Below are 13107 nucleotides of genomic sequence, written 5' to 3'. Positions count from 1 at the left end.
TACAGATGAAGTGCAACGGATGAATGAAAGTAAAGACCAAGTCGTTGAAGCAATGCAAAATATTTCGGCGATCGCTCAACAAGCAGCATCATCGGCGGAAGAAGTAGCGGCATCAGCGGATGATCAATTGAAAGCATTAAGCACGGTGACGGAATCAGCCGAAAAATTAAGCGAAATGGGCCGACAATTACAACAGTTAGTCGAAAAATTTGATGTGTAACTTAAGATAAAGGCGACGCCCTAGTCCCGAGGGGCTAGACAGCGATGTAAGATTTTTATTTACTGCTTTACAAAAACGCACGACCCGCATAGGTGGGTTCTCGCGTTTTTTTACTTTTACAAGCAGGAAAACGAGAATAAGTGGCGAATGACTATACAAAAAACAGAGAGGAAGTGAACAGTCATGGAACTTTGCCTAGAAGGAAAAACAGCACTTGTCATCGCTTCAAGTCAAGGGCTTGGCAAAGCGATTGCTAAACAGCTCGTTCTTGAAGGCGCCAACGTCATGATCACAAGCCGAAATGAAGAAAAATTGCAGGAAGTAGAAAAAGAATTGCGCTCCTTACATAAAGGCAGTGTTGCCTATGTGCCAGCTGATATTACGAAAAAAGAAGACATACAGCGCCTTGTTGCCAAAACAGTCGAAGAGTATGGAACGATTGATTTACTCGTGAACAATGCAGGCGGTCCGCCAGCAGGCACATTCGAAACGATGACAGACGAAGAATGGTATAAAGCGTTTGAATTGAATTTATTAAGCTACATCCGTATTATTCGTGCAGCGCTTCCATATTTAAAGCAGAACGGCGGGAAAATCGTCAATATCGCGTCATCTTCCATTAAAGAACCGATTCCGGGCTTACTTTTGTCAAACACGTTCCGTACCGGTATCGTCGGGTTAACGAAAACGTTGGCGGCAGAGTTTGCGCCATATAATATTTTAATTAATACAGTAGCACCTGGAAGAATTGCGACGGAGCGTGTGGCGTTTTTAGATAAGCTCAATGCTGAAAAGTTCGGCATTACAAAAGAAGAAATGGAAACGCGCATGAAAAGCACGATTCCTCTCGGACGTTACGGAACGCCGGAAGAATTTGCGAAAGTTGTCACGTTCCTGTTGTCAGATGCGAATTCGTATATGACCGGACAGTCATTCCTTGTCGACGGTGGCATGGTGAAATCCATTTAGCGCCAGTACTACTTTCTCGCAATGGGGAATATATATAAACCACTTTTGCAGAGAAAGGGAGTGGCTACATTGAAAAGTAAAGTGGTGGCGGGCGTGCTGGCGATTTTACTCGGCGGGCTTGGCATTCACAAATTTTATTTAGGGAAGCTCGGGCAAGGGGTGCTGTACCTTCTATTTTCATGGACGGGAATCCCGAGCATCATCGGACTGATTGAAGGCATTTTATACCTTTTCAAGTCGGACGAAGAATTTAATCGGCAGTACAATTACGTTCCAGAAGACTAGAACTTTGGCTGCGAGCCAAGGTTCTTTTACATAAGGGGGGTTCGTATGAAAATTGGGTTTATCGGTCTTGGGGTCATGGGAAAAAGCATGGCGCGTAATTTATTGCGGGCAGGCTACTCATTGATTGTCTATACGCGCACGAAAGAAAAAGCAGAAGAGTTATTGCGTGAAGGGGCTGTCTGGAAAGAAAACGTTTCTGCACTCGCGAAAGAAGCAGATGTCGTCATTACGATGGTCGGGTATCCGAACGATGTAGAAGAAGTATATTTTGGCGAAAATGGCTTAATCGAAAATGTTAGGGCGGGAACGTATATCATCGATATGACGACGTCTCCGCCGTCGTTGGCAGAAAAAATTTACGAGGCCGCCAAAAAACGCGGCGTGTTTGCGTTAGACGCCCCTGTTTCCGGCGGGGATATTGGCGCAAAAGAAGGCACGCTGACGATTATGGTCGGCGGTGACGAAAAAGCGTTTCAAGCGTGTCAACCGATTTTTGCAGTGCTTGGGAAGAACATTGTGTTTCAAGGAAAAGCAGGAGCCGGGCAGCACACGAAAATGTGCAACCAAATTGCGATTGCAACGAATATGATCGGCGTTTGCGAAGCGCTAGCCTATGCGAAACGGTCTGGTCTTGATCCATTAAAGGTACTCGAAAGCATTTCGCAAGGGGCGGCGGGAAGTTGGTCGCTAAGCAATCTAGCTCCGCGCATGATCGCCGGCAATTTCGCCCCTGGTTTTTATGTAAAACATTTTATTAAAGATATGAAAATCGCGTTGGCGGAAGCAGAGAAAATGAATTTGCAGCTCCCAGGACTTGCTTTAGCGAAAGAAATGTATGAACAACTGGCCGCGGCAGGCGAAGAAAATAGCGGAACCCAAGCGCTATATAAACGATATGTGAACGAGTAAAGGCATGCGCTATTGCGCGTGTCTTTTCTTAACGGGTTATTTTTCTAAAAATATTGAATATTTTATTAAATGAAGGTATAGTAGAAGTATAACAACATACTAACCGGTTAGTATATAAAGGGGTGGGACAATGGATTTTTCTTATTCAGAAAAAGTGCAACGATTGATTCAAAAGTTAAGCGCTTTCATGGAAGAACATATTTATCCGAACGAGAAAGTATATGAGCAACAACTGAACGAACAAGACACACGTTGGTCAGCTGTTCCGCCGATTATCGAAGAACTAAAAACGAAAGCAAAACAAGAAGGGTTGTGGAATTTGTTTTTGCCAGATGCACAATATGGGGCCGGGTTGTCGAATTTAGAGTATGCTCCGCTATGCGAAATTATGGGGCGTTCTCCGATCGCTCCGGAAGTATTTAATTGCAATGCACCAGATACAGGGAATATGGAAGTGCTCGCGCGCTATGGATCAGAGGAGCAAAAAAAGCGTTGGCTCCTTCCATTATTAAACGGAGAAATTCGCTCTTGTTTTTCGATGACAGAGCCAGATGTTGCTTCGAGCGATGCGACGAATATTCAAGCAAGCATCGTTCGCGATGGCGATGAGTATGTAATTACAGGAAAAAAATGGTGGTCATCCGGCGCAGGCGATCCGCGCTGCAAAGTAGCGATCGTGATGGGAAAGACAAATCCAGATGCACCGAAGCATGAACAGCAGTCGATGATTATTGTGCCGCTCGATACACCGGGAGTAAAAATTGAGCGCATGCTTCCAGTATTCGGCTATGATCATGCGCCGCACGGTCACGCGGAGATTACATACGACCATGTTCGTGTGCCGAAAGAAAACATTATTTGGGCTGAAGGGAAAGGATTTGCGATCGCGCAAGGGCGTCTTGGTCCTGGAAGAATCCACCATTGCATGCGGCTAATCGGCGCTGCGGAGCGAGCGCTTGAACTCATGTGCCAACGCGTCAAAAAACGCGTTGCCTTCGGAAAAACGTTAGCTGAACAAGGAGTTATCCAAGATTGGATTGCCCAATCCCGCATCGAAATTGAACAGGCGCGCCTGTTAACGTTAAAAGCGGCTTACATGATGGATACGGTCGGAAATAAGGCAGCTAAAACAGAGATTGCCATGATTAAAGTTGTTGCGCCGAATGTGGCGCTAAAGGTAATTGACTGGGCGATACAAGCATTCGGTGCTGCGGGGGTCAGCGATGATGTTCCGCTGGCGGCACAATGGGCGAGTGCGAGAACGCTTCGGTTGGCGGATGGTCCTGATGAAGTGCACAAAGCACAAATCGCGAAATTAGAGTTGAAAAAATATGACTAAAGAAAGAGGGATGACTATGCATGTTCTCGAATTATTTCAACTGACAGGAAAAACGGCGATCGTCACCGGTGGGGGGCGTGGACTCGGCGAACAAATAGCCATCGGATTGGCGGAAGCAGGCGCGAACGTCGTCGTTTGTTCGCGCAAAGTCGAAGCGTGCGAAGTGGTGAAAGAAAAGCTCGAAGCGCTTGGCGTACGATCATTGGCATTGCCGTGCGATGTCACGAATATAGATGATGTGAACGCAGTAGTGGCAAAAACGGTTGCTCAGTTTGGTCGAATTGACATTTTAGTGAATAACAGTGGGGCAACATGGGGCGCACCGGTTGAGGACATGCCGCTGGAAGCGTGGCAAAAGGTGATCGATGTCAACGTGACTGGAACGTTTTTAATGAGTCAAGCAGTCGGAAAAGTGATGATCAAGCAAGGAAGTGGAAAAATCATTAACATCGCTTCGGTTGCCGGTCTTGGTGGCACGAATCCACAAGTAATGAACACGATCGCGTATAACACAAGCAAAGGTGCGGTCATTACGTTTACGAAAGATTTAGCCGTTAAATGGGGAGAGTACGGTATTTGCGTTAATGCGGTCGCGCCTGGCTTTTTCCCAACAAAAATGTCAAAGGTGGTGATTGAGCGGGGGAAGGAGCACATTTTGGCGAATATCCCGTTGAAGCGGTTTGGCGGGGAGAATGATTTAAAAGGCGCTGTTTTATTTTTAGCTTCCAACGCTTCTGATTTTGTGACCGGATCGCTGCTTGTCGTTGACGGCGGTTCACACGCTTATTGCTAAGGCAAGGGAGGAAAAATTATGAGTGATAAGAAAGCGTTTTCACTTTATCCAAGTCATATTGCTACCGAATTTGACATCCCGAATATCACGTTGTGCGATATTTTACAAGAACGCGCACAGCAATACCGCAACCATTCCGCCATCTCTTTTTATCATCAAGAAATCACCTACGGAGAGCTTGCTTATTTAGTCGAAACATTTGCTTCCAGCTTACAAAAACAAGGAGTGAAAAAAGGCGACCGCGTCGCGATTATGTTGCCGAACTGCCCACAATACATCGTTTCCTACTATGGCATTTTGCGCGTTGGTGCGATCGTGACGCAAGTAAACCCGATGCTCGTCGAACGGGAGTTGACATACTTGCTGCAAGATTCCGGTGCGGAAACGATTATTGTGTACGATGCGCTTTATCCGCGAGTGAAAGCGGTGCAAGCGAACACGGCAGTCAAACAAGTGATCGTTGTCAACCTGCAGCCGTCCTCCTCATCGTTCGCGCCAGATATGACATTTGAAGCATTTTTGGCGCAAGGGGACGGCCGCGTGCAACCTGTTGAGATCGAGCCGGAACATGATGTGGCTGTATTGCAATATACAGGAGGAACGACAGGACGATCGAAAGGGGCGATGTTGACGCACCGCAATTTAGTGGCGAACGTCATGCAATGCGTCGAATTTTTTAAAGATAAAATTGAATATGGCGCCGAGCGGTATTTAACGGTCATCCCGCTTTTCCACGTGTTTGCGATGACGTCAGGCATGAACTTGGCGATTTACGTCGGTGCGACGAACATTTTATTGCCACGCTTTGATTTGCAAGAAGTATTGCAGACGATCAAGGAGAAGAAGCCGACGTCATTCCCAGGCGTTCCGACGATGTATGTGGCAATTACAAATACGCCGAACGTGGAGCAATACGGCATTGACAGCATGAAAATGTGCAACAGCGGAAGTGCGCCGATGCCGGTTGAGCTGATGCGGGAGTTTGAGCGAAAGACAGGAGCGCTTGTCTTAGAAGGATATGGGCTTTCCGAGGCATCGCCGGTGACGCATTGCAATCCGCCATTTGCGGAGCGGAAACCAGGAACGGTCGGCATCGGCATTCCGATGACAGAATATAAAATCGTCGATGTTGCAACCGGTACGGAAGAATTAAAACCGGGCGAGCTCGGCGAACTGATTATTCGCGGTCCGCAAATTATGAAAGGATATTGGAACAAACCGGAAGAAACAGCGGTCACATTGCGCGACGGCTGGCTATATACCGGTGATTTAGCGAAGATGGATGAAGACGGGTACGTAACGATCGTTGACCGGAAAAAAGATATGATTATCGCCAGCGGCTATAACGTTTATCCGCGCGAAATTGAAGAAGTTCTTTATGAACATCCAGCGGTAAAAGAAGCGGTTGTGATCGGCGTTCCGGACGCTTATCGGGGTGAAACGGTGAAGGCGGTCATTGTGCTTAAAGACGGCCAAACAGCAAACGAAGAGGAAATCATAGAGCATTGTCGGCAAAATTTAGCGTCGTACAAAGTGCCGCGCATCGTCGAGTTTCGCCAAGAGTTACCGAAAACGAACGTCGGGAAAATTTTGCGTCGCGTTCTTCGCGAAGAAGCAGCTGAAGCGAAACAATAAAATGAAGCCACGCTCTTCCGCAACGTTGTCGCGTCCTTCGTAATGGATTCGTTCTATGTTATAATAACGAAAGGAAACATGACGGAAAGGTGGAAGAGCGTGAAAGAAAAAATTATCGACATCAGCATCACATTATTTGAACAAAAAGGATTTAGCGATACGTCGATTCAAGATATTGTCGATGCGCTGGGGGTCACCAAAGGAACGTTTTATTACTATTTTAAAAGTAAAGAAGAATTGTTAATGGACATTCATCTTCGCTATATTGAAGAACTGCTTGAAAAACAGCAAGAAATGATGGACGATCCGACGAAAACGACAAAAGAAAAACTGTTGGATATCGTGTACATGCTCATTCATAACATTGAAAAAAAAGGGAGACAGGCACGCATTTTCTTTCGCGAGATGCGGCATTTAAACGCGGAACATTTGCAAAATATTAAGCAAAAACGCGACCAATTTCGTTACGGTGTCCAAGCATTAATTGAGCGCGGAATCGAAAACGGGGAGTTTCGGCAAGATTTACTTCCGAGCATTGCCACTTTAACGATTTTAGGCGCAGCGAACTGGAGCTATCAATGGTTTAAGCCAGACGGCGAATATACCGATGCGGAAGTCGCCAAACAAATGGTCACCATTTTTCTTGAAGGAATTGAAAAATAGTGAAAGGCTGCTTGGTTCAACTATGCCGAGTAGCCCACTATTTCAATACTAACCGGTTAGTAGATAACGTTATACACACGGAAGGGAGGAACAAAAATGGCTGCAATCATTCCTGTTCGCCAAGGGGAAGAATTGCCGGTAGAAAAGTTACTATCATTTTTGCGAAACGCCATTGATGGGTTGCCGGACGGACCGCTACATGTGCAACAATTTTCGTCCGGCCATTCGAACTTGACGTATTTATTGTCCATTGGCGAGTGGGAAGCGGTACTGCGGCGGCCGCCGCACGGACCTGTGGCACCGAAAGCGCACGACATGAGGCGTGAATGCGCATGGCTTACCGAAATTCATCCGCTCTTTCCGCTCGCGCCGAAGCCGCTATTGTTTTGTGACGACGAAGCGGTCATTGGCAGCCCGTTTTTTTTAATGGAACGAAGAAAAGGGGTGGTACTTGACCATGAGTTTCCGCCGCACATCGAGCCGACGAAAGAAATTGGACAACGCATTTCCGACACGATGGTGACTACGCTCGTCGAATTACACCGCTTGAACTACAAAACAACGCGACTTGTCGAAATGGTCAAACCGGACGGATTTATGGAGCGGCAAGTGCATGGATGGATTCAGCGCTATGAGCGGGCGAAAACTGATGAAATTCCAGAGGTGGAAACATTAACGAAGTGGCTCGTTCAGCATATTCCAAATAAAAGCGAGGCGGCGATCATTCATTACGATTATAAATTGAACAACGCCTTATTTGCGGAAGAAGATATTGCCAAAATGGTCGGTTTGTTCGATTGGGAAATGACAACGGTTGGCGATCCACTCGCCGATGTGGCAGTGGCGATGAGTTATTGGATTCAAGCAGACGATCCACCACTTTTAAAAAATGCGTTCGGCAAACCGTCTGTCACCATCTATCCTGGCTTTTATTCGCGCGACGAGTTTATTCAAGCGTATGCCGAAAAAAGCGGTCGCGATGTGTCGAATATGCATTTTTATTTAACGTTTGCGTACTTTAAGCTGGCGGTCATTTGTCAGCAAATTTATTACCGTTTCCGCCGTGGACAGACAGCGGATGAACGTTTTAGAAAATTCGGTCAGTTTGTTGAGTCGCTCATTCAATATGCATGGCAGACCGCGACGACGAGGTGAAGAGATGGCGAACATCCACGTTGTGTTTCGCAAAGAAGAGATCGAAGAAACGGAATTAGCGAAAGGAAAAGTGGCAGTTGTGTTCGATGTGCTGCTTGCGACTTCCACGATTACAGCGTTGTTGTCCTTCGGGGCGACGGCGGTCATTCCTGTCCGGAACGAAGCGGAAGCGCGCGAACAGGTGTGGTCGTTGCCGCACGGCAGCTATGAGTTGGTTGGGGAATACGAAGGAAGAACAATTGCCGGCTTCCATTCACCTGCCCCGCTTTCTTTGCAATCGATTAGCCAAGGAAAAACGATTGTATTGTCGACGACGAATGGAACGGTGGCGATTCGAAAGGCGATGGCCGCTTCACATCTTTATATTGGTAGTTTGCTAAACGCGCGTGCGCTTGCCCGCTATATTTGCCATCATCATCTGACAGAAACGATCGTCATCATTTGTTCCGGTTCTTCCGGCCGATTTTGTTTGGAAGATTTTTACGGAGCAGGGTATTTAGTGGCCGAGCTGTTGCAAAACGGGATGGCGCAGGAACAGCTATCGGATGCTGCACTAGCGGCATATCTTTTTTATGAGCAATATGCCACGGAAGACGGCGGCAAAAAAGTGTTATCGTCTGCGCGTGTGGGCCGCTGGATGATGGCGTATGGACTAGAGGCGGATCTTGACTATATTAATACTCACGGCGTGTTGACGGTTATTCCGATGTTGCAACCGACGGAACGTGGCGGGGAAATCCGCGATGTAGCAGGTCAGCTTTTGAAAAAAAATAGCGGGAGGGAGATTGGGTGAAGAGTATTCAATTTACACAATACGGCGGCCCAGAAGTGCTGCAAATGATCGAAAGCGACATACCGAAACCAACAGGAAGACAGGTGCTCATTGAAGTAAAAGCAATCGGTGTCAATTACGCTGATACGGCGCGGCGGGAAGGAAAATACGTCGTGCCGACGCCATTACCGTTCGTTCCAGGGACAGAAGTGGCAGGAACCGTTTGCGAAGTGGGAGAAGAGGTTACTTCTGTTCAAATTGGGCAGCGTGTCGTCGCGTTAATCGAGGCGGGCGGCTATACGGAATATACGCTTGTTGATGAACGAAGCGTCATTTCGCTTCCAGACGGGTTGGATTTTTATCAAGCGGTCGCTCTTCCTGTGCAAGGATTAAGCGCGTATCACATTTTAAAAACGATGGGCCGATTAGAAGAAGGGGAAACGGTGCTGATTCATGCAGCGGCCGGTGGAGTAGGGACGGTCTCCGTTCAGCTGGCGCGAATTTTTGGTGCAGGCAACATCATCGCCACGGCAAGTACAGAAGAAAAACGCGCGCTTGCTCGGCAGCTTGGTGCGCATGTGGCGATTGATTACACAAAAGAAGGCTGGAATAACGAAGTATTGGCAGCTACAGACGGCAAAGGGGTAGATGTAGCGCTAGAGATGGCGGGTGGAGACATTTTTCAGCAAACGTTGCAATGTTTAGCGCCGTTTGGCCGCCTCGTCGTATATGGAGTGGCAAGCGGCCAGTTTACGAAAATGACGCCGTCGCTATTAATGGGAAAAAATTTATCCGTGATCGGTTTCTTCTTGCCACAAATGATGAGAAAACAAGCATTGTATCAACAAAGTTTACAAGAGATGCTCCATTATGTGCAGACGGGCCGCATTCAGTTGACGATTGGCGGCGTCTATCCGCTCGAGCAGGCGGCTGATGTTCACCGTTTATTACAATCGCGGCAAACGCATGGGAAGCTAGTTCTCGTTCCATAACAAGAGAGGATGTCCTGAAATTTTACAGGACATCCTTTTCTATTACCGCATATACGTGCGATATACGTTCCGTTTTGTTGAAGGGGCAGTCGTCTTTTTCTATCATCCTCTTTTTTGGCGAACATATTGCGCCATCCGGTCGAGCCCTTCTTTTAACGTTTCGAACGAATACGCATACGACAGCCGGACATAGCCTTCGCCATAGGTGGAAAAGGCGCTGCCGGGAACGACCGCGACCCCTGCCTTGTCAACTAAATCTAATGCGAAAGCGAAAGAAGATAGACCGAACGATTGAATGGATGGGAACAAATAAAAAGCGCCAGTCGGTTTTTCCACTTCTAATCCCATGTCTACAAGACGTTCGTATGCATATTCCATCCTCTTTTGATATTGCTTGCGCATTTCAACTGCATCATCCTTTCCTGCTGTTAAAGCCGCAAATGCCGCTTTTTGTGAAACGGAAGAAGCACACGATACGCTATATTGATGCACTTTCAGCATATGCTTCGTTAAAAATTCTGGTGCGAACAGAAAACCGATGCGCCATCCCGTCATTGAGTGCGATTTGCTGAGCCCGTTAATGACGATTGTCTGATTGCGCAGCCAAGCGGCAATCGAGCGATGACGGTCGGCATAGACAAGCTCGCTGTAAATCTCGTCAGATAAAATCCAAATCGGCTTGTCTTTCAGCAACCGGACGAGCTCGAGTAGCTCTTGTTCTGATAAGGTGACTCCTGTCGGATTGGACGGATATGGAAGGACGATGCAGCGTGTCCGTTCCGTTATGTAAGGCTCGATCAGCGCAGCGGAAAGGCGAAAGCCGTTATGGCGCGTATCGACGTATACTGGTGTTGCCCCGCACATGCGAATGATCGGTTCATATCCCGGATATACTGGTCCAGGTAAAATAACTTCGACTCCTTCTTCTAAAATGGTGCGAAATGCAATGTCGATCGCTTGACTTGCGCCAATGGTGACGATGACTTCTTGTTCATCATAATCAAGTCCGTATTTTTCGCGAACAAATTGGCAGGCAGCTTGGCGCACTTCCGCCAATCCAGCGTTATGAGTATAAGTAGTAAAGTTGTTGTCGATAGCAGCTTTTCCTGCCTCTTTTACATGTTCCGGAGTCGGAAAATCCGGTTGACCGATTGTCAGCGAAATTAAATTCGGACGGTCAGCTACCATATTGAAAAATTTGCGAATCCCTGATATTTCAATGTTTCTCACGCGTGGTTGAATGAGATGTTCCACGAATAGCCCTTCCTTCCGTTATAAAAATTTTGTTTTTTTCATTGTACCAAAAAATTATAAAAGGTGAGCCGTCTTCTTCTGTTTCGTTGAAGAAGTGGCTCACCTAATGAAGAGGCTATATGACTGTGAGGCTTCGCATTCCATCTCGCAATCTCCTTGTTTACGCTCCATATTTTTTTAGCAACTCGTTATATTGAGCGGATAGCTCCAAAAATAATTCTTTATTTTTTGTCGCTAACGCTTCATCAATCTTTTCCATTAATTTATTTTTCTGATAAAGGAAAATCGCTTGTTCCAAAATCATTTGCGCAAGTGGCCCATAACTATTTTTCTCTTCTGGTTGACCAAACATGACTTCGTGAGGATAATGTTTTTCATACATATGTGACTCCCCCTTGTTCGGGAACGAAAGGTTCCCTTTTTTATATTATCGTTGTTTTTTGTAAAAATGTAAAGAAAATTTTGATAAATTAAAGAGCAGTAATTTTTACAAACGATTTCGTGCATTTTCGGTTATGATATGTAGAGGGGAGTTGAACGGAAAGGAGTGGGCAAGATGATTCGTACGTGCGGCGTGACAAAAGATTTTGAAGTGGTGTACGACCTGCCGCTACAAATGTTAAAAAATCATGATATTTCTTGGTATTGGGTCGATTTTCATGAGCCGACAGATGAAGAAGCAAAATTGTTGGCTGATTTTTTCCAGTTTCATCCGCTAGCGATTGAAGACTGTTTAGAATATGTGCAGCGACCGAAGCTTGATTTTTATGAGCAATATTTATTTATCGTTTTGCATTCGATCAATCAAAAGACGTTAGAAGCAGAAGAAGTGGACGTATTTGTTGGGCAAAATTTTATTGTGACGTTCCATAAGCAATCGACTTGGGGCATCAATCAAGTATGGGAGCGGTTAAAAACAGACGAAAGTTTTCAAATAGGGCCTTTCCATGTATTTTATCGCATTTTAGATAAATTAGTGGACGACTATTTCCCACCGCTTTATCATATTGAAGATGTATTAAACGATCTGGAAGAAAATACGCAAGACGAAACGATCCAAGAAATTATTGAAAAAGTGTTTGATATTCGCAGTGATTTATCAAAATTACGGCGGACGATTGTGCCGATGCGTGATTTATTGTACCGGATTATTAATTCCGATCGACTGCAGCGGATAAAAGAGCAACATATTTATTTTCACGATATTTACGACCATTTGTTAAAATTGGTGGAGATGATCGAGGCAAACCGCGAGATTACGTCAGATATTCGCGACAGCTACTTATCATTGAACTCGAACCGAATGAATACAATTATGATGACATTGACGGTCATTACGACGATTTTTATGCCGTTGACGTTTATCGTCGGCATATATGGGATGAATTTTGACTATATGCCGGAATTGCACTGGAAGTACGGCTATTTTACGGTGCTTGGAGTTATGGCGCTCATCGCGGCGGCGATGTTTTTATGGTTTAAGAAAAACGGTTGGTTTCGTTTTCATAAAGGAAATCGGTAACGCAAGGGAGGGCGTAAGATGAAACGAATTGCGGTCATTGGACAATCAGGAGATATTCCTGAAGACGTCAGAAAAATGGCTGAAGCCGTTGGAGGGGAGATTGCCAAGCGCAAAGCCGTGTTGTTAACCGGCGGAGGCAGCGGCGTCATGGAAGCTGCTTCAAAAGGGGCGAAAGAAGCAGGTGGGTTGGTGATTGGTATTTTGGCAGGAGATCGCACCGATGTGGCGAACGATTACTTAGATGTGCCGATTACAACCGGGTTGCATTTCGATTTCCGTAGCCTTATTCTCGTTCATTCGTCCGATGCGCTTATTATGATTCGCGGTGGCAACGGGACGCTCGGTGAACTGTCGGCTGCCTATATGAATAGAAAACCGGTTGTTATCATTGAAACGACAGGGGGCTGGGCAGCGAAAATAAAAGAGGTCGTTTATGAAGGTGGGTATTTAGACGAGCGCCGCACCGTCGAAATCGCCTTTTGCGACTCGGCGGAAGCGGCCGTTGATTTAGCGTTCAAGCGCATCGAAGAGCCGCTGAATGAAGAAAAAAATACAGGGCGAATCGGGGATTAAAAAGAAAAGCGGAGGCGACTGTCCAG

Annotated in this window: 14 protein-coding genes and 1 pseudogene; 13 read left to right on the top strand and 2 right to left on the bottom strand. The window is 46.2% G+C overall.

The genetic code is table 11. The features are described 5' to 3' along the window. The 11 genes and pseudogenes from M4I42_RS01780 to M4I42_RS01730 all read left to right on the top strand — a co-directional run. Nucleotides 1-220: pseudogene (locus M4I42_RS01780) on the top strand (methyl-accepting chemotaxis protein); the annotation flags it as partial. 183 nt (nt 221-403) lie between these two features. After that, nucleotides 404-1189 carry an SDR family oxidoreductase gene (locus M4I42_RS01775; protein WP_268850547.1) on the top strand — a complete coding sequence of 262 codons (786 nt, stop codon included), beginning with the start codon at nt 404-406 and terminating at the stop codon, nt 1187-1189. Nucleotides 1190-1249: 60 nt separating this feature from the next. Further along, nucleotides 1250-1474: a TM2 domain-containing protein gene (locus M4I42_RS01770; protein WP_268850546.1), complete on the top strand. Its 225-nt coding sequence runs from the start codon at nt 1250-1252 to the stop codon at nt 1472-1474. A gap of 45 nt (nt 1475-1519) precedes the next feature. Then, nucleotides 1520-2383: an NAD(P)-dependent oxidoreductase gene (locus M4I42_RS01765; RefSeq protein WP_268850545.1), complete on the top strand. Its 864-nt coding sequence runs from the start codon at nt 1520-1522 to the stop codon at nt 2381-2383. Nucleotides 2384-2513: 130 nt separating this feature from the next. Next, nucleotides 2514-3722 (top strand): acyl-CoA dehydrogenase, encoded by a 1209-nt coding sequence (locus M4I42_RS01760; RefSeq protein ID WP_268850544.1) that lies wholly within the window; start codon nt 2514-2516, stop codon nt 3720-3722. Nucleotides 3723-3738: 16 nt separating this feature from the next. Continuing rightward, on the top strand, nt 3739-4515 hold the full coding sequence (locus M4I42_RS01755) for an SDR family oxidoreductase (protein WP_268850543.1): 777 nt from the start codon (nt 3739-3741) through the stop codon (nt 4513-4515). An 18-nt stretch (nt 4516-4533) separates the two neighbouring features. Further along, the gene (locus tag M4I42_RS01750; protein ID WP_268850542.1) at nt 4534-6150 is read left to right on the top strand and encodes a long-chain-fatty-acid--CoA ligase; all 1617 of its coding nucleotides are present in this window, start codon (nt 4534-4536) and stop codon (nt 6148-6150) included. Nucleotides 6151-6249: 99 nt separating this feature from the next. Beyond that, nucleotides 6250-6813, top strand: a complete 564-nt coding sequence (locus M4I42_RS01745) for a TetR/AcrR family transcriptional regulator (RefSeq protein ID WP_268850541.1) — start codon at nt 6250-6252, stop codon at nt 6811-6813. A gap of 96 nt (nt 6814-6909) precedes the next feature. Next, nucleotides 6910-7968, top strand: coding sequence for a phosphotransferase family protein (locus M4I42_RS01740; protein ID WP_268850540.1), 1059 nt, complete (start codon nt 6910-6912; stop codon nt 7966-7968). Between the two features lie 4 nt (nt 7969-7972). Beyond that, nucleotides 7973-8761: a 2-phosphosulfolactate phosphatase gene (locus tag M4I42_RS01735; RefSeq protein ID WP_268850539.1), complete on the top strand. Its 789-nt coding sequence runs from the start codon at nt 7973-7975 to the stop codon at nt 8759-8761. After that, nucleotides 8758-9732 (top strand): quinone oxidoreductase family protein, encoded by a 975-nt coding sequence (locus M4I42_RS01730; protein ID WP_268850538.1) that lies wholly within the window; start codon nt 8758-8760, stop codon nt 9730-9732. The genes M4I42_RS01735 and M4I42_RS01730 overlap by 4 nt, the downstream gene beginning before the upstream one ends. A 102-nt stretch (nt 9733-9834) precedes the next feature. On the opposite strand, the gene M4I42_RS01725 is transcribed toward M4I42_RS01730, so the two are convergent. Further along, on the bottom strand, nt 9835-10986 hold the full coding sequence (locus tag M4I42_RS01725) for an aminotransferase A (protein WP_268850537.1): 1152 nt from the start codon (nt 10984-10986) through the stop codon (nt 9835-9837). Between the two features lie 160 nt (nt 10987-11146). Continuing rightward, the gene (locus M4I42_RS01720) at nt 11147-11368 is read right to left on the bottom strand and encodes an IDEAL domain-containing protein (protein ID WP_268850536.1); all 222 of its coding nucleotides are present in this window, start codon (nt 11366-11368) and stop codon (nt 11147-11149) included. A 174-nt stretch (nt 11369-11542) separates the two neighbouring features. On the opposite strand from M4I42_RS01720, the gene corA reads away from it, so the two are divergent. Both corA and M4I42_RS01710 read left to right on the top strand, forming a co-directional pair. After that, a complete protein-coding gene (gene corA / locus M4I42_RS01715) occupies nt 11543-12508 on the top strand; it encodes a magnesium/cobalt transporter CorA (protein ID WP_268850535.1) in 966 nt (321 codons plus the stop codon). Between the two features lie 18 nt (nt 12509-12526). Further along, entirely contained in the window at nt 12527-13081 is a 555-nt protein-coding gene (locus M4I42_RS01710) for a TIGR00725 family protein (RefSeq protein WP_268850534.1), read from the top strand. Nucleotides 13082-13107 lie beyond the last annotated feature (26 nt).

Source organism: Anoxybacillus sp. J5B_2022, assembly GCF_026847645.1.
Lineage (GTDB): Bacteria > Bacillota > Bacilli > Bacillales > Anoxybacillaceae > Anoxybacteroides.
This window is presented reverse-complemented; position numbering and strand designations above follow the sequence as displayed.

Bases quoted from the DNA above. Each gene is read 5' to 3' on its own strand.
- M4I42_RS01740 (WP_268850540.1), top strand. From the start codon at position 6,910: ATGGCTGCAATCATTCCTGTTCGCCAAGGGGAAGAATTGCCGGTAGAA.
- M4I42_RS01755 (WP_268850543.1), top strand. From the start codon at position 3,739: ATGCATGTTCTCGAATTATTTCAACTGACAGGAAAAACGGCGATCGTC.
- corA (WP_268850535.1), top strand. From the start codon at position 11,543: ATGATTCGTACGTGCGGCGTGACAAAAGATTTTGAAGTGGTGTACGAC.
- M4I42_RS01710 (WP_268850534.1), top strand. From the start codon at position 12,527: ATGAAACGAATTGCGGTCATTGGACAATCAGGAGATATTCCTGAAGAC.
- M4I42_RS01765 (WP_268850545.1), top strand. From the start codon at position 1,520: ATGAAAATTGGGTTTATCGGTCTTGGGGTCATGGGAAAAAGCATGGCG.
- M4I42_RS01760 (WP_268850544.1), top strand. From the start codon at position 2,514: ATGGATTTTTCTTATTCAGAAAAAGTGCAACGATTGATTCAAAAGTTA.
- M4I42_RS01720 (WP_268850536.1), bottom strand. From the start codon at position 11,368: ATGTATGAAAAACATTATCCTCACGAAGTCATGTTTGGTCAACCAGAA.
- M4I42_RS01750 (WP_268850542.1), top strand. From the start codon at position 4,534: ATGAGTGATAAGAAAGCGTTTTCACTTTATCCAAGTCATATTGCTACC.
- M4I42_RS01735 (WP_268850539.1), top strand. From the start codon at position 7,973: ATGGCGAACATCCACGTTGTGTTTCGCAAAGAAGAGATCGAAGAAACG.
- M4I42_RS01775 (WP_268850547.1), top strand. From the start codon at position 404: ATGGAACTTTGCCTAGAAGGAAAAACAGCACTTGTCATCGCTTCAAGT.